The sequence below is a fragment of the Mesorhizobium sp. Root102 genome, from assembly GCF_001425625.1.
In the GTDB taxonomy this organism is placed as follows: domain Bacteria; phylum Pseudomonadota; class Alphaproteobacteria; order Rhizobiales; family Rhizobiaceae; genus Mesorhizobium.
Window position 1 is genome coordinate 164,448 of the sequence record NZ_LMCP01000012.1, and the last position, 18,971, is coordinate 183,418.

Genomic DNA, 18,971 nt, shown 5'->3' on the forward strand with positions numbered 1-18,971 from the left:
GTCGGCGGCCAGGGATCGCCAAAAGAACGTTGCTCATATTTCATCCCCGCGTTCCTGCTTGCGCGTCGGCCGTTCGGCGTTTAGCAAGGCCGCGGTTCAAATTCTTTCTGGGACGGTTTCTCCATGGCAACGAAACATCTTTTCCTGCTCCCCGGCGACGGCATCGGTCCGGAGGCCATGGCCGAGGTCAAGAAATTGATATCAGCCATGAACGACAAGCTCGGCAGCGGTTTTACCACCGAGGACGGTCTGGTCGGCGGCTGCGCCTATGACGCGCATGGCGCGGCGATCTCCGATGCCGACATGGAAAAGGCGATGGCGGCCGACGCGGTGCTGTTCGGCGCCGTCGGCGGTCCGAAATGGGACGCGGTGCCCTACGAGGTACGCCCTGAGGCCGGCCTGCTGCGGCTGCGTAAGGACATGGAGCTGTTCGCCAATCTGCGCCCGGCCATCTGCTATCCGGCACTGGCGGCGTCCTCCTCGCTCAAGCAGGAGGTGGTCGAGGGTCTCGACATCCTCATCGTGCGCGAGCTGACCGGCGGCGTCTATTTCGGAGAGCCCAAGCAGATCATCGATCTCGGCAACGGCCAGAAGCGCGGCATCGACACGCAGGTCTACGACACGTTCGAGATCGAGCGCATTTCCGGCGTCGCCTTCGAGCTGGCGCGGACGCGCAAGAACCACGTCACTTCGATGGAAAAGCGCAATGTGATGAAGTCGGGCGTGCTGTGGAACGAGGTCGTAACCCAGACCCACAAGGCGCGCTATCCGGACGTCAAGCTCGACCACATGCTGGCCGATGCCGGCGGTATGCAGCTGGTGCGCTGGCCAAAACAATTCGACGTCATCGTCACCGACAATCTGTTCGGCGACATGCTGTCCGACATCGCCGCCATGCTGACCGGCTCCATCGGCATGCTGCCGTCGGCCTCGCTCGGCGCGCCTGACGTGAAGACCAAGAAGCGCAAGGCGCTCTACGAGCCGGTGCACGGCTCGGCGCCGGACATTGCCGGCAAGGGCATTGCCAACCCGATCGCCATGATCGCGTCCTTCGCCATGTGCCTGCGCTATTCCTTCGGCATGGTGGCGGAAGCCGACCGTCTCGAGGGCGCCATCGCCGCCGTGCTCGACGACGGCCTGCGCACCAAGGACATCCTGTCCGCGGGCATGACCGAGGTCGGCACGGTCGAGATGGGCGACGCGATCATCGCCAAGTTCCTGGGATAATCGCGGCGGTCATCGTCCGCCGGGCGACGACCGAAATTGTCCGCGACGCTGAAACGGCTTGGGGGCTGTCAAACCCGGACGCCCGCCGGCACCGGCCCCCACTGGTTTTCGCGAGCCTGCGTCGGGATCAGCGCGAAGACCAGGATGATCAGGCTGCCGATGGTCGGGATCAGGATCAGCAGGCAGAACCAGCCTGACAGGCCGATGTCATGCAGCCGGCGCACGATCATGCCGAGGCTGGGAAGAATTGTCGCCAGCAGGAAGGTGCCGCACAGCCCGACCGTTATCGCGCCCGAGATATCGCTGTCGAAGCCGCCCATATCCATATCGGTGTACAGGCCGGTGCCGCCGATGATCAGCAGGCAAACCGTCCAGAACAGGCAGTAGCCCCAATATTCCTTGCGACGCGCGCGCCCGGCGAAATTGAAATAGTTCTGCGTCACGCCACGCCAGAAATAGCCCCAGAGATCGCTGGGCTCGGCTGTCTCGGAAGACCGGCCGAAATGCTGCGCGGGAGGCGCTGTTGCAGGTGGAACGCTGACCTGGGCCAGTGCGGCCTTGGTGCCGGGGTGTGCGGCGGCCGGGGCGGCGATCGAAAAGACGTCGCGCGCCTGGCCGCCGCCCGGCTGGAACTCGACGGCCGTGCCGTTGGGCATGGCGGATTGCCGGCGCAGGTTCTCGCGGGTGAAGGTATAGCGGTTGCCGTCGGCTCCGGTGATGAAGCCAAAACCCTGGTCCTCGTCATAGTGAAGCACTTCGCCGCGCATATGCCACCCCTCTCGCCACGTCCCTGCCCGAAGGTGTGACACAGGGCCGAGCCGATGGGCAATACCGGGCCGCATGGCTACCGTGTTGGCGGCAAATGAAGCATAAGGCATCAACCGCCTTTGCCAAAAGCAGACCCACAAGCAGACAATGACAGCCGAGCGTTCCGACACCAGCGCCGTGATAGAGGGCAGAGAGGCCGCAAGGCCTCCGAGGCTGGCCATCGACGCCACCGGCCTGATGTTGTGGCCGCCCGGCGAGGGCCTGGCCGGCATCCCACGGGTAGAAAGCTTTCTCATCAACGCGGCGTTGGCGGATCCCGACCCATGCGTGGAGGTGGTGGCGTTCAGAGCCGATGAAGGCCGGTTCCGCGCGCTTGCCCCCTACGAGCAGGACCATGTCGCGGCGGGCGAGATTTCACCGCATCATGTCAAACGATGGCCGGGGAGATGCACGGCGCTTTCGCAGGCCCTCGAGGCAGTCAGGCAGCAGCCGTGGGGCAAGCGCGACGCTGACCGCCATCTCGCCAGGACGGTGACCAATGGCCGCAAAGGGATTGCCTATCAGGTGACGAGGCTGCTGATCCGTGCCTATCGTCTGTACCGGCAGGCCCTGTTGGGCTTGCGCCAGGAAGCTGCACCCCTTGCCGCGCAGGCGGAGCCGGGTCTGGTGCTCATCAGCCATCATATCCTGACCGAGGAAGACCGATCCGCCGTCTCGGGCGGTGCGGGTGATCTTGCTTTCCTTTGCCACGATCTCATCCCGGCATTGCGTCCGGACCTGCTCGGTGCAGGCCCTCGCGAGACCCGTTTCGGGTCCTATCTCGAGCACCTCGTCCGCTCCGGTGCTCCGGCGTTTTGCGCCTCCGACGAGGTTGGCGCCACACTCGCCGATCATATGCGCAAAGCCGGCGTCGCCGCGCCGGTCGTGTATCGCTTTCCGATGCCCTCCATCCTGCATGCAAACGCATCGCGCGCTGGCACGACCTCGCGCATCGAGACCGACGAGCCGTTCGTGCTCTACTGCTCGACCATCGAAGTGCGCAAGAACCACATCCTCTTGGCGCGGATCTGGCAGCAGGCGCTTGACGAGGGCGTCAAGCTGCCGAGGCTCGTCTGCGTCGGGCGCTGGGGCTGGATGATCGATCCGCTGCGCGCCTATCTCAAGGCCCATCCCAGGCTGCTCGAGCGGGTCACGTTCACCGGGCTGGTCAGCGACGAGGAACTCATCGGCTACTATCGCAGCGCTTCCTTCGGCGTCTTTCCCTCGCATATCGAGGGCTGGGGCTACGGCGCGTCGGAATGTCTCGATTTCGGCGTTCCGGTCATCGTCTCGACAGCGCCGTCGCTGATCGAGGCGACCGGCGGCCTGATGCCGGCGGTCGATGCGCAGGACCAGCAAGGCTGGTACAAGGCGATCCGCAGGATGGCGCAGGACCATGCGTGGCGATCCTCTCTGGTCGAGCGCATCGCAGAGAAGTATCGGCCAACGCCTGCGGCGGCAAGCTGGGCCGCCATCAAGGCAGGCCTGAAGGAAAGTGCGTCCCGCCCGCGCGCCGAACGTTGAGCGCCTTGCCGGCAGGTCCAGCCCTACGATGGGCGCTTCTTCGCCTTCTTGTGCTTCGGCGCGCCGGTGTTTTCGAATTTCGGCTTGCCCGGCTTCGCCCACGGCTTTGCCTCATGCTCGGCTGCCGGGCGCTGGTCGGCTGATGCCGGTGCGCGTTTCTCGAATTTGCGCTTCGGGGCGTTGGGGTCGAACGACGCCTTGCCGCGGTGCGGTTTCTTGTCGGGGCTTGGCGGCTGGTAGCCGGCGCGCGACAAATCGGGCTGGCCGTCGAGCCGCTTCACCAGGATGTTGTTTTGCAGTTTGCGATCGGGACCGATCGCGGCCAGGAAGCGGTCGGCCCAGTCCGCGGCGATCTGCACGAAGGTCTCATCGGGCTGCATCTTGATGGCGCCGATCTCGCGCTTGCTGATGCTGCCAGTGCGGCACAGCATCGGGATGAGCCAGCGCGGCTCGGCATTCTGCCGGCGCCCGATCGACAGCGAGAACCAGACGCTGGCGCCGAAATCGTCGCGGCGGCTGGGTGCCTCGTCGCGACGCGCGAAGTTTTCGCCCGCCGGTCTTTCACGCGACGGCGTGAAGGGCGCGATTTCCATGAGGTCCTCGGGCGCCGAGCGGCTGGCGCGGCACTGGCGCACGAAGGCGGCGGCCACCTGTTCGGCGCCATGCCTGGCGAGCAGCGCGTCGATGAAACCGCGCTCGTCATCCTTCACCGGCTCGTCGAAAACCGGATCGGCAAGGATGCGTTCGTCGTCGCGCCGGATCACGTCGTCGGCCGAGGGCGGGCTCGCCCATGTCGCCTTGAGGCCAGCGTTCTGCAACAGCCGCTCGGTGCGCTTGCGGGCGCTGTTGGGCACGATCAGCGCGCTGACGCCCTTGCGCCCGGCGCGGCCGGTGCGGCCGCTGCGGTGCAGCAGCGTTTCCGGGTTGGTCGGCAAATCGGCGTGGATGACCAGTTCGAGGTTGGGCAGGTCGATGCCGCGTGCCGCCACATCGGTGGCGATGCAAACTTTTGCGCGGCCGTCGCGCATCGCCTGCAAGGCATGGCTGCGCTCGTTCTGGCTGAGTTCGCCGGAGAGTGCGACGACGGAGAAGTTGCGGTTGTTGAAGCGCGCGGTCAGATGATTGACGGCGGCACGCGTGTTGCAGAACACCAGCGCGTTCTTGGCCTCGTAATAGCGCAGCACATTGATGATGGCGTTTTCCCGGTCGGGCTGGGCAACGCTCAGCGCCCGGTATTCGATGTCGAGATGCTGTTTTTCCTCGCCGGCGGCCGAAATGCGCACGGCATCGCGCTGGTAGCCTTGCGCGAGCGTTGCGATGGAGCGCGGCACGGTGGCCGAGAACATCAGCGTTCGGCGTTCGGCGGGGGCCGCGTCGAGGATGAATTCGAGGTCCTCGCGAAAGCCGAGATCGAGCATCTCGTCGGCCTCGTCGAGCACCACCGCCTTGAGCGCGGACATGTCGAGCGAGTGCCGGGTGATATGGTCGCGCAGCCGGCCGGGTGTGCCGACGACGATGTGGGCGCCACGCTCCAGCACACGCCGCTCCGAGCGCATGTCCATGCCACCGACGCAGGACGCCACCGTGGCGCCGGTCAGTTCGTAGAGCCACTCCAGCTCGCGCGTCACCTGCAACGCCAGTTCGCGCGTCGGTGCCACCGCCAGCGCCAGCGGTGCCGCCGCGTGGCCGAAGCGCTCGGCGCCTCCGAGCAAGGTTGGCGCCAAGGCGAGGCCGAAGGCCACCGTCTTGCCGGAGCCGGTCTGCGCCGAAACCAACGCATCGGCCTCACCGAGTTCGGGCGCCACAACCGCCTTCTGTACCGGCGTCAGTTCGGAATAGCCGCGTTTTTCCAGCGCCTTTGCCAGCGCGGGAACGAGTGCATCGAAGTTGGACATCTTACTCTTTCGGAATTCGGATTCTTATATGCCCAGCAATGGGTCTGTCTTCGGCGGGCGTCGGGACGCTCCATGAGCCGGATAGTCATGCCGTTCGTACTTCGTGCCGCCGCCATTGTACAGGGCAACAGGGCGCTCATCGCAATTGACTCTTGACGCAAACCGCGTAAAAGCCCGCTTCGAACGGGATCGTTTTTCGATGCGCGGCCTTTCGATGGCTCTTCTTGCATTCGATTTCCCCAGCCTCAATGCAGATCATTGGGCCGGGCGCGTCGGCGCGTCTCCTCGTTCCAGCAAAACCATGGCCAAAACCACCACCAAAACGGTGTGATTCCCTTGGCCTAACCACCCTCTCCCGGGTTCGGCCCGGGGGACGGAACCCGCATCGGCCAGCGGGTTTCTCCAAAAACCAAGCGGAGAGGGACAGGAGATTTTTCGATGAGTTTCAAGGTTGCAGTCGTCGGCGCCACGGGCAATGTGGGCCGGGAAATGCTCAACATACTGGAAGAGCGCGGCTTTCCGGTGAGCGAAGTCGTGGCGCTGGCCTCGCGGCGCAGCCAGGGCACTGAAGTGTCGTTCGGCGACCGCACGCTGAAGGTCAGGACGCTCGACCAGTATGATTTTTCCGACACCGACATCTGCATCATGTCGGCCGGCGGCAACGTCTCCAAGGAATGGTCGCCGAAGATCGGCAAGCAGGGCTGCGTCGTCATCGATAATTCGTCGGCCTTCCGCTACGACCAGGATGTGCCGTTGATCGTGCCGGAAGTGAACCCGGACGCGATCTCGCTGTTCACGCGCAAGAACATCATCGCCAATCCGAATTGCTCGACGGCGCAGCTGGTGGTGGCATTGAAGCCACTGCATGACTTCGCCACCATCAAGCGCGTCGTCGTCGCCACCTACCAGTCGGTGTCGGGCGCCGGCAAGGAAGGCATGGACGAGCTGTTCACGCAGACGCGCGCGGTCTTCGTCGCCGATGGCGTCGAGGTCAAGAAGTTCACCAAGCGCATCGCCTTCAACGTCATCCCGCATATCGACGTCTTCCTCGACGACGGCTCCACCAAGGAAGAGTGGAAGATGGTCGCCGAGACCAAGAAGATGCTCGATCCCAAGATCAAGCTGACGGCGACCTGCGTGCGCGTGCCGGTGTTCATCGGCCATTCGGAAGCGGTCAACATCGAGTTCGAAAAGCCGATCACAGCCGATGAGGCGCGCGATATCCTGCGCGAGGCTCCGGGCTGCCAGGTCTTGGATAAGCGCGAGGACGGCGGCTACATCACGCCGCTGGAATCGGCCGGCGAGGACGCCACCTTCATCTCGCGCATCCGCGAGGATTCGACCATCGACAACGGCCTGTCGATGTGGATCGTCTCCGACAACCTGCGCAAGGGTGCGGCCCTCAACGCGGTGCAGATCGCCGAGCTTTTGGTCGAGCGCGGCCTGATCCAGCCGAAAAAGAAGGCGGCTTAGTTTTCGCTCACGGGCTCTGCCTGCGGCCGACCTGATTTTCGCTCACGGGCCGCACCGCCGCTAGCGCGGCTGGCCCTCCGCGAGGGCGCCGGATCACCGGCGGCCGCGGTCGCGGGCTCGGCCTTCGGCCGGGAGCCAATCTCCCCCCTTGTGGGGGAGATGTCCGGCAGGACAGAGGGGGGCGCTGTCCCGCTGTCCTCTCAATTGATCTCAGTTGCACTCGCAGACCCATTTTACTGGCCGTAGATGAGCGAAGTTGGCGTTCCTTGACGCCCCCCTCTGCCCTGCCGGGCATCTCCCCCACGAAGGGGGAGATCGGCAGCTTCGCCGATGCGCTACGCTCTGTTCTTCTCGGCCAACTCCATCAACAGCTCCAGCGCTTCCTCCGCCCGGTCGGCGGGGACGAACAGATGGTCGTGGTAGAAGGCCGAGACCGGATTGACGCCCATGCCGGCGGCGGCGAGCCGCGTGGTGATGGCGGCGAGGAAGCCGACGGCTTCCAGCGACGAATGGATGTTCAGCGTCACCATCCGGCAGCGGAAGGAAGCTGTCAGTGCAGCTGCGCTGGCCGCCTCCTCGGTCACGATCAGCGTCACGCCCTCGCGCTCACGAAACACCATCACCGGTTCGAGGCCGTCCGGCTGAGCGACGCCACGCGCCAGCGTGGCGAAGACATAGGTGCCGGCGAGCAGTTGCGGCGTCATCGATGCGAGCAGTGTCTTCAGATCGGTTTCGCCGGTCATTCGTCTTCTCTCGGCCGCAGAAACGGGCCGCAGCCCACATGCTCCTCAATATCCGCGACCGGCGCGTGCCGATAGTCCGCGCGCTGTACCCACGACATGGCGATGTCCCTGGCGGCTGGACTTGCCGGCTTGTCGCACCACACACCAGCGAGGCTGAGGATCGGCGCCCGTCCGCGATACCATGGACATTCAAACGCTCCAGCCAGTGCCCCCTGCTGGGACCTCAATCCCTTTGCCGGCAATGTCTTTGGGATCAAATCGCCGAGTTGCGAGTTAGAGATTCGCTTGGCGGCGGAGGCGTTTCCCTATCGGAGAGGAACGACAATGAAGAGAACGATGCTTTTGATGGCCCTGCTGGTGCCCCTCGCCGCTTGTTCACAAACGGAAAAAGGCGCTGCTGTCGGCGGACTGGGCGGGGCGGCGGTCGGCGCTGCCGTCGCCGGCGATCCGATTGAGGGTGCCGTCGTTGGCGGCGCTGTCGGCGCTGTTGCTGGTGCGCTGATCGGCCGGGCGAGCGAGAGTGGCGAATGCCGCTACCGTGATCGCCGTGGCCGCGTCTACATCGACCGCTGCCCGAGCGGCTATTGATCGGGCCGCATTCGAGAATGAAGTCCACATAGCAAAACGGCGGGCCTGGGGCCCGCCGTTTTCCTGGATGCGATAGAGCAATATCTATTCGGCGGTAGCGGCTTCGGCCTCGGCCGGTGCTGCTGCGGCAGCGGCAACAGCGGCTGCGGCGTCTTCCTGCGCCTTCTTCAGAAGGGCAGCGCGTTCCTGCGCCTTCTTGCCCGGCTCGGCCTTCTTCGGGTTGGAGCGGGCGTCGCGCTTGACGAGGCCGGCCTCGTCAAGGAAGCGCAGCACGCGGTCGGTCGGCTGGGCGCCATGCGCCAGCCAATGCTTGACGCGGTCGGCATCGACCTTGACGCGTTCGCCATCCTTGGGCAGCAGCGGGTTCCACGAGCCGATCGACTCGATGAACCGGCCGTCGCGCGGCGAACGGGCGTCGGCGATGACGACGTGGTAGTAAGGACGCTTCTTCGAGCCCGCACGGGCCAGTCGGATCTTCAAGGGCATTTCTTTTCTCCTAAAACTCTAAGTTCGTTGATTGGGTTTCAGTTGGTTTTCGTCACGCCGTTGGAAGCGGCGATCTGTTCATGGTGGCGGATCACTTCGCGGACGACGAAGTTGAGGAATTTTTCAGCGAAATCCGGGTCGAGATGGGCATCCTTCGCCAGCTGGCGAAGCCGGGCGATCTGCTGCTGCTCGCGTGCCGGGTCGGCCGGCGGCAGGCCATGCGTCGCCTTCAGCACGCCAACCGCCTTGGTGCAGCGGAAGCGCTCGGCCAGCATATGGATGAGGGCTGCGTCGATGTTGTCGATCGAGGCGCGGTAGTCGGCCAGGATGGTGCGTGCGTCGGCCATGTCCTTTTCTTCGTTCATCCGTGTCCTCACTTCTTCTTGCCAAGGCCGGGCAGTCCGCCACCGCCGAGGCCGGGAAGCCCCGGAAGTTTCATGCCGCCGGGCAGGCCGGGCAGGCCACCGCCGCCGGGAAGGCCTTTCATGCCACCGCCGAGGCCGGCTGCCTGGGCCTGTTTCTGCAACGCTTCGAGCTGCTTGGGGTCCATCTTCGACAGGTCAGGCATGCCGCCGCCCATCATGCCGCCCATGCCGCCAGGCATCATGCCGCCGAGGCCCATCTTGGAGGCGAGGCCGCCCATCATGCCGCGCATGAGGCCGCCGCCTTTGCCCTTGCCGCCCATCGCCTTCATCATGTCGGCCATGCCGCGATGCATCTTGAGCAGCTTGTTGATTTCGGCCGCATCGGTACCGGAACCGGCGGCGATGCGCTTCTTGCGCGAATGCTTCAGCAAATCCGGGTTGGCGCGCTCGGCCTTGGTCATCGACGAGATGATGGCGAGCTGGCGGCCGAACATCTTGTCGTCGAGACCGGCGGCGGCCATCTGGTCCTTCATCTTGCCCATGCCGGGCATCATGCCCATGATGCCGCCCATGCCGCCCATCTTCGACATCTGCTGAAGCTGGCTGGCGAGGTCGTTCAGGTCGAACTTGCCCGACTGCATCTTCTTGGCCATCGCCGCCGCCTGTTCGGCGTCGATGTTTTCTGCAGCCTTTTCGACGAGCGAGACAATGTCGCCCATGCCAAGGATGCGGTCGGCGATGCGCTTGGGATGGAATTCCTCCAGCCCGTCCATCTTCTCGCCGGTGCCGATCAGCTTGATCGGCTTGCCAGTGACGGCGCGCATCGAAAGCGCGGCACCACCGCGGCCGTCGCCGTCCATGCGGGTCAGAACGAGACCGGTGATGCCGACGCGCTCGTCGAAGCTCTTGGCCAGGTTGACGGCGTCCTGGCCGGTCAGCGAATCGGCGACCAGCAGGATTTCGTGTGGGCTCGATACCTTCTTGATGTCGGCCATCTCGACCATCAGCGGCTCGTCGATATGGGTACGGCCGGCGGTGTCGAGGATGACGACGTCGTGGCCGCCGAGCTTGGCCGCCTGCACGGCGCGGCGCGCGATGTCGACCGGCGACTGGCCGTCGACGATCGGCAGCGTGGCGACCTTGACCTGTTCGCCGAGCTGGCGCAGCTGCTCCTGCGCGGCCGGGCGGCGCGTGTCGAGCGAGGCCATCAGAACCTTCTTGTTCTGACGCTCGGAAAGGCGCTTGGCGATCTTGGCCGAAGTGGTCGTCTTGCCGGAGCCCTGCAGGCCGACCATCATGATGACGACCGGGGCCGGGGCATTGAGATCGATGGCGACGCCTTCGGCGCCGAGCATCTCGACCAGCTCGTCATGGACGATCTTGACGACCATCTGGCCGGGCTTGATCGACTTGACCACGGCGGCGCCGACGGCCTTCTCGCGCACCTTGTCGGTGAACGAGCGCACCACTTCCAGCGCCACGTCTGCCTCGAGCAGCGCACGGCGCACCTCGCGCAGCGCCGCCGAGACATCAGCCTCGGACAGGGCACCGCGGCCGGTCAGGCCGTTCAGGATGGAGCCAAGGCGCTCCTGAAGCGATTCAAACATCGATCTTCCTTCAATCTCGGTTCATTCGACCCGAGAGGTAATGCGTTCGCGCCAAGTGTCCAAGCAAAAGCCCAAAACCAAAACGCACCCGGGGGCGCTCAGCGCTGCCGGGTGTTGGCCTCCAGGATCGATTTACAGCACTCCACCTCAAAGAGGTTTCGGCGTCCTGGTCGGCTTGCTCGGAGGGATACTCGTCGCGGAATTCGGGGCGTGTAGACAGGAAATCGGCCGCAGAGTCAAGACGAGGCCCATGTTGGGCCGTCTCCAGGCTGCATTCAGCCCGTGCTCGACTGGTCGGGCAACTCGGCGGCAACCCTGAGCGGCGAACGCGGATGCAAAAGCAGCACGATCGTCAGCAAGCTGCAGGCGATGCCGATAAAGGCGATGAGAACGGCATCATATGTCGTCCAGCCCGGCCCTTCGAGCGGCCTGGCGGTGAACAGAGCAAAGGAATTGTAGCTTTGCTGATGCGAGATCAGGAGAAACCCGGTCAGATTGTTGCCGAGATGAGCACCCAGGGCGGCGCCAAGATTGCCGGTGGCATAGACCACAAGCGTCAGCAGCAGCGCAAAAGCGGCGATCGAGACGAGCACGCAGGCGTTGATGGCGGGCGCCGCGCTTGCACTCCAATGCAGCGAGGTGAACAACAGGGTCGGCAACAGCGCCCAGATGAACGGGCTCCTGAACCGGTTGGCCAGGCCGCGCAGCAGATAGCCGCGAAACAGCACCTCTTCCGACGAGGTCTGCAACAAAGTGAGCGCGGCGATCGGGATCAGGAACAGCAGCCAGGACGACAGGCTGATCGGGCCGCGCGCGATCTGTGGCTGCAAGAGATAGAGCAGGATCTCGGATATGAGCGAGGTGATCAGCACCGCGATCAGCCCCTTGAGGAAGTCCGACCACGAAATACGACGGCTGTTGCCGATCAGCGCCGACAGCTTCTCGCCATGCACCCAGCGCATCGCGACCCACAGGCCGATCCAGATACCGGCAAAAGAGACGAGCGCGGTGAGGATGCCGATGGGCGAAGCTAGGAAGCCCTGCATCACTCCCTCGGGCGGCGGACCCGCTGGTGCCTGCCAGGCGAAGAAGACATAGGTGCCGCCGAACAGCACGGCCGCGGTCGTGGCGGCCCAGAACAGGACCACGATCGCCGTTCCGAGGAAAAGGCGCGGCAAGGTCGTCCTGGCGTTCGGTGACTGCCGGTAGCGCTCGAATGCGGCCGAATCGATCGTCACGCTGGCCCCTTTGTCGAATTCATCGCCTTTTGATCTAGCCGATGGTCCGGAAAATCGGAATCGATTTTCGCAAAGGATTCACGCACGGATGAGCGCCGCCGCACGTCCAGCGGATGCAGCACTGCCGCCTGCCTGTTACCGGGCGGCCGCTGCTGTCGCGGCCGCCTGGCTAAAATCCAGGTCAGCGCACGACGTACATGATGCGCCGCGTCTGCGGATCGATCAGCGCCGGTTGGCCGTTCACATAGACATAGCGGTAGTTGTAGTCCGGAATTTCGCGCAACTCGACGGTGTCGGGCAAGGTGGCGCCGGTCACCACCTCGCCGTCGAGATAGACGGGGTCGAGGCGATGCGTGTCGACATAGGTTCTGATTTCGGGCGGCGGTGGCGGAAACGCGTCCTCGACAGGCTCGCCGGCAACGATCGCGCCGGTATAGTCGGTCGAGTAGTTACCGATGTCGTCCGGCGGCGAGACGACCGCGATGCTGGAACCGTGCGGCCGCTGCGTCAGAACCACCCGGGTGCCGCTGAAATCGGCCGTCACATAGTCGGAATAGACCCAGCCCTGGCCGCCAGCCTCGGCGATGGTGCACCATTTGCTGTTTTCGATGCAGCCATTGAGCGTCGCCGACTGGCCGGCGGCAAGTACGCCGATGACAGGATATTGCGGGCCCGGCCCGGCGCGGACGTTGAGATCAGTGACGGCGGAGACGGCGGTGTCGGCAAAGGCGGCGCCCGACATCACGGTCAGCATTCCAGCGACCGCCGGAAACAACAGGGATTTCATGGTTTCTCTCCGTTTTCATGGGCCCTCGCCAGCAAAAACGGGTCAGTGGCGTATGCGTTCCCGCTAAAACGCCTGCGCCAACTCACGATTTGTTCCCGGTTCTCCAGGCAAACCGGTCAGAAGTTCGTGAACGAAGGCCAATTTCCGCGCGGTGACGTCCGAAATGACGAAGGGGTAGAGGTCGGGCAGGCCCATGCAGCGGTTGATCGAATTGGAGGCTTCAGACAGCACCAGCCAGCGGGCAAGGATCGTTTCGAAAGGCTCGGGCGCGGTCGCCGGCTCCGAGGGTGCGGCCTGCGCCCCGCCGCCGGTGTCGCCCCGCGGCAAGTCGTTGGCCTCCACCGTCTCCAGCCGGCCGAGCGGAAAGTTCAACGCGTGGACCATTTCCAGCGTGTCGGTGATGTGCAGGTGGTGCGCCCAGGTCTCGGCCCAGTCCTCCCACGGATGCGCGGTGGCATAGGCCGAGATGTGGCCTTGCTGCCAGTCGGGCGCGGCACCATTGGCGTAATAGGTCTTCAGCGCCTGCTCGTAGTCGGCGCGATCGTCGCCGAATAGCGCGCGGAAAGCCTCCAGCCTTCGCGGATCGTCACGGATCAGGCGGTCCCAGTAGTAATGGCCGAGCTCATGGCGGAAATGGCCGAGCAAGGTGCGATAGTTCTCGCCCATCTCGACGCGCCGCTTCTCGCGCTCCGCCGAGTCGGCCTCGGCGACGTTGAGCGTGATCAGGCCATTGTCGTGGCCGGTCAGGATGCGCTCGCCGCCGGGGCCGCCGCCGATCGGATCGGCGAGGAAGTCGAAGGCCAGGCCGATCTCGTCGGCAGGGCTCTGCTTGGGCGCCACCGGCAGCCCGAAGGCGAGCAGCGAATAGATGGCCCGCTTCTTCGCCGCCTCGACGCGGATCCAGCGGCGGCGGTTGCCGTCGACGGAGAGGTCAGGAATCAGCTGGTTCAGCACGCAGGCGCGGCAAAAAACCTGCCCCGGCTCGGTCATCCAGTTGCAGGCGCATTCGTCGGCATTGGTGCACTGGAAGATGCCGTCGGCGCCCGCCAGCGCAAAGCGGGCGTGCTCGGGATCGTAGAGCACGAGACTGCTGCAGTTCAGGCACTGGGCGTTCTCGAAATAGATGCGGTGGCTGCAATGCGGGCAGTCGAAGAGTTTCATGTCGGTCTCTAACCTTCAGAGCCAGCATATGTGGGGCGGCACGTGCCCAACGCCAACCGCCCACCGCGTTTGCGCATTTTTCGAAGCTATTTCGCCGCCAGCTGGGCGACGACCTGTCTCGCCACCGCTTCGCCGGACAGTCGCGCGCCGCCGCAGGTCTGGATCAGTGGGCCGGCCAGGTGCTCGCCAGCAAAGAAGATCTTGTCGGCCACAGGCTGCATCAGGGCCGCACGCGCCTGCGAACGGCCGGGGCGGGCGGCCGCATAGGCGCCGCGCACGAAGCGCTCGCCGCCCCAGTTGGTCATCATGGCGCGCCCGACATGCTTGCGCGTATCGCCGCCGAAGATGCCGCACAGCCGATCGACAACGAAGTCGATGCCGGCCGCCTCGCCGGCCGCCGACATCTCCCAGGCGAAATCGCCGCCGACGAAACCAACCATCAGGTCGAGGTCGAATGGGAAACAGAGGAAATAGATGTCGTGCCGGGCCATCCGCTCGATCAGCAGGTCGTCGAAGGGCTGCAACCCAAGCCTTGTGCCGGATATTTCGACCGGCAGTTTGGTCAGCATGCCCATCGGCAGGTCGAAGAACGCGCCGAAATGCGTGTCCGGCAGGACCGGCGAAAACGCGATCTCCTCGAAGGCGAGCACCGCCGGCGAAGCGGTGACGATCACCGCCCTGGCGCGGATGGTGCCGCGATCGGTGACGCACGCCACGCCTGGCACGTCCCAAAGGATCTTGCGCACCGGCGTCGACAGTTCGACCGGCACCCCGGCGCCGAAACGCGCGACCAGGGTGCCAAAGCCCTCCTTGCTGAAATAATTCGGGTCGAGATCGGCCGCGGCCTGAAAGTCGCGGATCGAAATCTCGTCCTCGTCGGCGCCGAAATCCATCGGGCCGGCGAAGGTGGCCGCCGCACGTGGCGCGTGGCCCTTGGCGAGCAGCGCCGACAGGCGATCATCATCACCGTCCTTCACCTCATGCCTGGCGAGCAGTTCGAACAACCGCGCGTCGGCGGCCTTCATCTCGGCTTCTTCCGCTTCGCTCGCCTTGCGCTCGCGATAATAGAGATGGTCGACATTCATGTCGTGATGATGCAGCGCCCAGCCAGCCGCCTGGGCTTCAGGAAAATACGGGTTGCGGTCGGAGGCATGCAGCCAGGCGCAGCCGATGTCGAAGGGCACGCCGAAATGCTGGTCGCTGGTCCAGGCACGGCCGCCGATGCGGTCCATCGCTTCGAGCAGGGTGAAGGAGAGGCCCGCCGCCTGCAAGGTCCTGGCCGCGGCGAGACCGGCCGAGCCGGCGCCGATGATGACGACGTCAACGTCTTGCATGGAGTCCCCTGCCACAATAATCACTTGATCGTAGGCAAATTCCACGGCATTCGCCAGCATTGCAGCAGCGACAGTGACAAGTGCGCGTTTCGCTGGCAAGTTCGTAATTGGGACGTGATTCAGGCAACCAGGAGAAAGACATGGCATTTCTTGCCAAGGGAAAGATGTTTGCAGCGACCGTGGTGGCGGTGCTTGCGCTGGTGACGGGCGCGCAGGCGGCGGCCAGCTGCGGCAAGACCGGCGCCGGCTTCGAGGCCTGGAAGCAGGATTTTGCCGCGCAGGCCCAGTCTGAAGGTGTAGGCCCCAAGGGTCTGGCCGCTCTGGCTGGGGCGAACTACGCGACAAAGACGATCTCCGTCGACCGCGGCATTCACAAGGCCTTCAGCGGCTCGGTGGATGATTTCATGAAGCGCCGTGGCGGGGCCGCGATCATTTCCAAGGGCCGGTCGCTGAAGAAGTCGAACGCGGCACTGTTCGCCAAGATCGAAGCGAACTACGGCGTGTCGCCGGGTGTGTTGCTCGCCATCTGGGGCATGGAAACCGGCTTCGGTTCCGCCATGGGCAACCAGAATACGGTCTCAGCCATTCTGACGCTTGCCTATGATTGCCGCCGCCCGGGATTCTTTTACCCTCATGCCATTGCAGCCCTGAAGCTGGTCGACCGCGGGGCGTTGACAGCCTCGTCGGTCGGGGCCGCGCATGGCGAGATTGGCCACACGCAGTTCCTGCCCGGAAATGTCTTGAAATATGGCGTCGGCGGCGGAAACCTGCGCGACAAGGGCACTGCGTTGGCTTCCACCGCCAACTTCCTCAAGGGGCATGGCTGGCGTGCGGGTGCGAGCGCCAGCGCGAATATGGGCGCAATTGCCGGCTGGAATTCCGCGAGCGTCTATCAGCAGGCCATCGCCCGCATCGCCACCGCGATCGACGGCGACTGATAGAAATCTCCAGACTATTCGACGGGAAGCCCGGCCATGCGCCGGGCTTTTTGTTGATGTCCTGAAAGCGGCGCGGATGCAGGGTTTTGGTTTTAGATGAGCAAGACTTGCCTCGCGCCAAGCTGTGCGAGGCCCCGTCTCAATTTACGGTCACATTGAGTGCATAGGAGCAGCCGGCCAGCGTCTTGCCCGGATGTGAATCAACAGTTGAGACGTTGAGCGCTATGCGCGTTTCGGTCTTAATGCCGTTGGCGTCCTCGGTGCTTCCGACGACGGCTTTCTCGCCCAGGAATTTTTCCGCAGTCGACACCGTTGGAACTATTCCCAATTCATGCCCCAGATCCGGTGCCGAAATCCCGTCAAGGACCGCCATCGGCCCGGTCGCGGTAAAGACGATCGAGCTTGCTTCGCGCCCGAACGTACGAACCGGCTCCGGCAAGTCGTACTGCTTGAGAAAGAGGTTGCCGGACGTGGCTTCCTTCCAACCGAGCTTTTCCAGCGCAACCGGGCCGTCGCTGATCCAGAAGGCAAAATTATTGTAGGCGGAGACGCTTGCCTTGCACTCGATCAGCGCGGCAAGGTCGAGAGAGGCGGGGTCGAACTCCTGGCCGGCCGTAGGCGTCGCCAGAAGAACCAGCGGCGCCAGGCAGCGACCGAGACCGCGCATCCGCGTTACTTGTTGCGGTTGCGCGCGGCCAGTGTCCTCAGCCTCAGCGCGTTGAGGCGGATGAAGCCGGCGGCGTCCTTCTGGTCGTAGGCGCCACGGTCGTCCTCGAAGGTGACCAGCGCGTCGGAATAGAGCGTCTTTTTCGACTTGCGGCCGGTGACGATGACGTTGCCCTTGTAGAGCTTCAGCCGCACCGTGCCCTCGACGTCTTCCTGGCTCTTGTCGATCATCGCCTGCAGCATCAGGCGCTCGGGCGCGAACCAGAAGCCGTTGTAGATCAGCTCGGCGTAGCGCGGCATGAACTCGTCCTTGAGGTGGGCGGCACCGCGGTCGAGCGTGATCGATTCGATCGCGCGGTGCGCGGCGATCAGGATGGTGCCGCCGGGCGTCTCGTAGACGCCGCGCGATTTCATGCCGACGAAGCGGTTCTCGACCAGGTCGAGCCGGCCGATGCCATTGTCGCGGCCGAGATCGTTGAGTGCCGCCAGCATGGTTGCCGGCGACAGTCTCTTGCCGTTGAGCGCGATCGGATCGCCCTTGAGGAAATCGATCTCGATCTCGGTGACGGTATCAGGCGCATCCATCGGCGAAACGGTGCGCTGGTGGACGAATTCCGGCGGCTCGCTCCACGGGTCTTCCAGCACCTTGCCCTCGGAGGACGAATGCAGAAGGTTGGCATCGACCGAGAACGGCGCGTCGCCCTTCTTGTCCTTCGGCACCGGGATCTGGTGCTGCTCGGCGAAATTGATCAGGTCGGTACGCGACTTGAACGACCAGTCGCGCCACGGCGCGATGACCTTGATGTCGGGGTTCAGCGCGTAAGCCGAAAGCTCGAAGCGAACCTGGTCGTTGCCCTTGCCGGTGGCGCCATGCGCAATCGCGTCGGCGCCCGTCTCCTTGGCGATCTCGACCAGATGCTTGGAGATCAGCGGCCGCGCGATCGAGGTGCCGAGCAGATAGGTGCCTTCATAGACGGCATTGGCACGGAACATCGGGAAGACGAAGTCGGAAACGAATTCCTCGCGCACGTCAACGACGCGGATGTCCTTGATGCCCATCATCTCCGCCTTGCGGCGCGCCGGCTCGAGTTCGCCGCCCTGGCCGAGATCGGCGGTGAAGGTCACGACTTCGGCGCCGAGCTCGGTCTGCAGCCATTTCAGGATGATGGATGTGTCGAGGCCGCCGGAATAGGCGAGCACGACTTTCTTGACGTCTTTGGCCTTGGACATTTCTGCTCCGTCGATGGCGGACGCCCCAGCCGAGGCGTCACGGATTGTCGGAGGGCCTTTTAGCAGGAACAGCAAAGCGAGCAAGCACGCGCGCGTGCAAGGCTTCTGGTCCAGCGCATGGCGAGCGGCGATTGCGGCGGTGGCCGCCCGCTGACGCCCTGGTTTGCGTGCCTGCTGGATCGACCATCGGATCGCTCCTGCGTCTGGCACCGTCGCGACGCATCCTGTATAGGCGCCTGCAATCCGCCGGGGCCGCCCATGTCGTTCATTCCAGACACCACCACGCTGATCCAGTTCGCCATCGCCACAATTATCCTGGCGATCACGCCCGGGCCGGACATGACCTTGTTCGTCTCGCGCACGCTGAGCCAGGGCCGCGCCATCGGCTTTGCCTCGATGGCCGGCGCGCTGTGCGGCACGCTGATCCACACCACGCTGGTGGTGGTCGGTGTCTCGGCGCTGATCGTCGCTTCGCCGATGGCCTTCTTCGTGCTGAAGATCTTTGGCGCCGGCTATCTCGTCTTCCTGGCCTGGCAGGCGATCGCCAGGGGCTCGGCCTTTTCGCCGGAGAAGAAAACCGGCCCCGAAATTTCGCTGTTGCGCAGCTGGGCGGCGGGGCTCGGCGTCAATCTGCTCAACCCGAAGATCATCCTGTTCTTCATGACCTTCCTGCCGCAGTTCGTGTCCGCGCATGATCCGAGCGCACCGGGAAAGCTGTTTTTCCTTGGGCTCATGTTCATCGTGCTGTCGATTCCAGTGACCGTGCCGATGGTGCTGGCGGCGGAAAAGTTCTCTGCGGCGATGAAGGCCAGCCCACGCGTCACGCGGGTGGTCGACTATCTCTTTGCCGGCGTGTTCTCCGCCTTCGCGCTCAAGATCCTGACCGCGCAGGCGAAGTAGGG

19 protein-coding genes are annotated in these 18,971 nt (G+C 64.4%); 7 read left to right on the plus strand and 12 right to left on the minus strand.

What is annotated here, in order from left to right; translation table 11 throughout:
• The first annotated feature begins 123 nt into the window (after positions 1 to 123).
• Positions 124 to 1,227: a 3-isopropylmalate dehydrogenase gene (leuB, locus tag ASD12_RS11945; protein ID WP_056585649.1), complete on the plus strand. Its 1,104-nt coding sequence runs from the start codon at positions 124 to 126 to the stop codon at positions 1,225 to 1,227.
• Positions 1,228 to 1,295: 68 nt separating this feature from the next.
• On the opposite strand, the gene ASD12_RS11950 is transcribed toward leuB, so the two are convergent.
• Positions 1,296 to 1,994: a DUF805 domain-containing protein gene (locus ASD12_RS11950; protein WP_056585650.1), complete on the minus strand. Its 699-nt coding sequence runs from the start codon at positions 1,992 to 1,994 to the stop codon at positions 1,296 to 1,298.
• A gap of 148 nt (positions 1,995 to 2,142) precedes the next feature.
• Between ASD12_RS11950 and ASD12_RS11955 the strand changes: the two genes are divergently transcribed.
• Positions 2,143 to 3,558, plus strand: a complete 1,416-nt coding sequence (locus tag ASD12_RS11955) for a glycosyltransferase (RefSeq protein ID WP_056585651.1) — start codon at positions 2,143 to 2,145, stop codon at positions 3,556 to 3,558.
• A 23-nt stretch (positions 3,559 to 3,581) separates the two neighbouring features.
• On the opposite strand, the gene ASD12_RS11960 is transcribed toward ASD12_RS11955, so the two are convergent.
• Complete coding sequence (locus ASD12_RS11960; RefSeq protein WP_056585652.1) at positions 3,582 to 5,453, minus strand: DEAD/DEAH box helicase; 1,872 nt, start codon at positions 5,451 to 5,453, stop codon at positions 3,582 to 3,584.
• A gap of 145 nt (positions 5,454 to 5,598) precedes the next feature.
• Here ASD12_RS11960 and ASD12_RS34085 point away from each other — a divergent pair, with 145 nt between their 5' ends.
• Together ASD12_RS34085 and ASD12_RS11965 are read left to right on the plus strand one after the other, a co-directional pair.
• Complete coding sequence (locus ASD12_RS34085) at positions 5,599 to 5,784, plus strand: hypothetical protein (RefSeq protein ID WP_156398583.1); 186 nt, start codon at positions 5,599 to 5,601, stop codon at positions 5,782 to 5,784.
• A 107-nt stretch (positions 5,785 to 5,891) separates the two neighbouring features.
• A complete protein-coding gene (locus ASD12_RS11965; protein ID WP_027059343.1) occupies positions 5,892 to 6,926 on the plus strand; it encodes an aspartate-semialdehyde dehydrogenase in 1,035 nt (344 codons plus the stop codon).
• 335 nt (positions 6,927 to 7,261) lie between these two features.
• Here the strand turns inward: ASD12_RS11965 and ASD12_RS11970 are convergent, their stop codons facing one another.
• Positions 7,262 to 7,669 carry an ACT domain-containing protein gene (locus ASD12_RS11970; protein ID WP_056585653.1) on the minus strand — a complete coding sequence of 136 codons (408 nt, stop codon included), beginning with the start codon at positions 7,667 to 7,669 and terminating at the stop codon, positions 7,262 to 7,264.
• A 324-nt stretch (positions 7,670 to 7,993) separates the two neighbouring features.
• Between ASD12_RS11970 and ASD12_RS11975 the strand changes: the two genes are divergently transcribed.
• A complete protein-coding gene (locus ASD12_RS11975; RefSeq protein WP_056585654.1) occupies positions 7,994 to 8,257 on the plus strand; it encodes a YMGG-like glycine zipper-containing protein in 264 nt (87 codons plus the stop codon).
• Positions 8,258 to 8,341: 84 nt separating this feature from the next.
• Here the strand turns inward: ASD12_RS11975 and rpsP are convergent, their stop codons facing one another.
• The 7 genes from rpsP to ASD12_RS12010 form a co-directional block, all read right to left on the minus strand.
• Positions 8,342 to 8,743 (minus strand): 30S ribosomal protein S16, encoded by a 402-nt coding sequence (gene rpsP / locus ASD12_RS11980; RefSeq protein ID WP_013528800.1) that lies wholly within the window; start codon positions 8,741 to 8,743, stop codon positions 8,342 to 8,344.
• Positions 8,744 to 8,781: 38 nt separating this feature from the next.
• Complete coding sequence (locus ASD12_RS11985; RefSeq protein ID WP_056585656.1) at positions 8,782 to 9,108, minus strand: chorismate mutase; 327 nt, start codon at positions 9,106 to 9,108, stop codon at positions 8,782 to 8,784.
• Positions 9,109 to 9,116: 8 nt separating this feature from the next.
• Positions 9,117 to 10,715 (minus strand): signal recognition particle protein, encoded by a 1,599-nt coding sequence (gene ffh, locus ASD12_RS11990; RefSeq protein WP_056585657.1) that lies wholly within the window; start codon positions 10,713 to 10,715, stop codon positions 9,117 to 9,119.
• A gap of 275 nt (positions 10,716 to 10,990) precedes the next feature.
• Entirely contained in the window at positions 10,991 to 11,953 is a 963-nt protein-coding gene (locus ASD12_RS11995) for a type II CAAX endopeptidase family protein (RefSeq protein ID WP_056585659.1), read from the minus strand.
• Between the two features lie 181 nt (positions 11,954 to 12,134).
• Entirely contained in the window at positions 12,135 to 12,740 is a 606-nt protein-coding gene (locus ASD12_RS12000; RefSeq protein WP_056585661.1) for a DUF1236 domain-containing protein, read from the minus strand.
• A 63-nt stretch (positions 12,741 to 12,803) separates the two neighbouring features.
• Positions 12,804 to 13,901 carry a putative zinc-binding metallopeptidase gene (locus tag ASD12_RS12005; RefSeq protein ID WP_056585663.1) on the minus strand — a complete coding sequence of 366 codons (1,098 nt, stop codon included), beginning with the start codon at positions 13,899 to 13,901 and terminating at the stop codon, positions 12,804 to 12,806.
• Positions 13,902 to 13,987: 86 nt separating this feature from the next.
• Positions 13,988 to 15,235: an NAD(P)/FAD-dependent oxidoreductase gene (locus tag ASD12_RS12010; protein WP_056586791.1), complete on the minus strand. Its 1,248-nt coding sequence runs from the start codon at positions 15,233 to 15,235 to the stop codon at positions 13,988 to 13,990.
• 140 nt (positions 15,236 to 15,375) lie between these two features.
• On the opposite strand from ASD12_RS12010, the gene ASD12_RS12015 reads away from it, so the two are divergent.
• The gene (locus ASD12_RS12015) at positions 15,376 to 16,173 is read left to right on the plus strand and encodes a lytic transglycosylase domain-containing protein (RefSeq protein WP_056585666.1); all 798 of its coding nucleotides are present in this window, start codon (positions 15,376 to 15,378) and stop codon (positions 16,171 to 16,173) included.
• A 139-nt stretch (positions 16,174 to 16,312) separates the two neighbouring features.
• Here the strand turns inward: ASD12_RS12015 and ASD12_RS12020 are convergent, their stop codons facing one another.
• On the minus strand, positions 16,313 to 16,840 hold the full coding sequence (locus ASD12_RS12020; RefSeq protein ID WP_056585668.1) for a hypothetical protein: 528 nt from the start codon (positions 16,838 to 16,840) through the stop codon (positions 16,313 to 16,315).
• 5 nt (positions 16,841 to 16,845) lie between these two features.
• Positions 16,846 to 18,069: an argininosuccinate synthase gene (locus tag ASD12_RS12025; protein ID WP_056585670.1), complete on the minus strand. Its 1,224-nt coding sequence runs from the start codon at positions 18,067 to 18,069 to the stop codon at positions 16,846 to 16,848.
• A gap of 258 nt (positions 18,070 to 18,327) precedes the next feature.
• Here ASD12_RS12025 and ASD12_RS12030 point away from each other — a divergent pair, with 258 nt between their 5' ends.
• The gene (locus ASD12_RS12030) at positions 18,328 to 18,969 is read left to right on the plus strand and encodes a LysE family translocator (RefSeq protein ID WP_056585671.1); all 642 of its coding nucleotides are present in this window, start codon (positions 18,328 to 18,330) and stop codon (positions 18,967 to 18,969) included.
• Positions 18,970 to 18,971 lie beyond the last annotated feature (2 nt).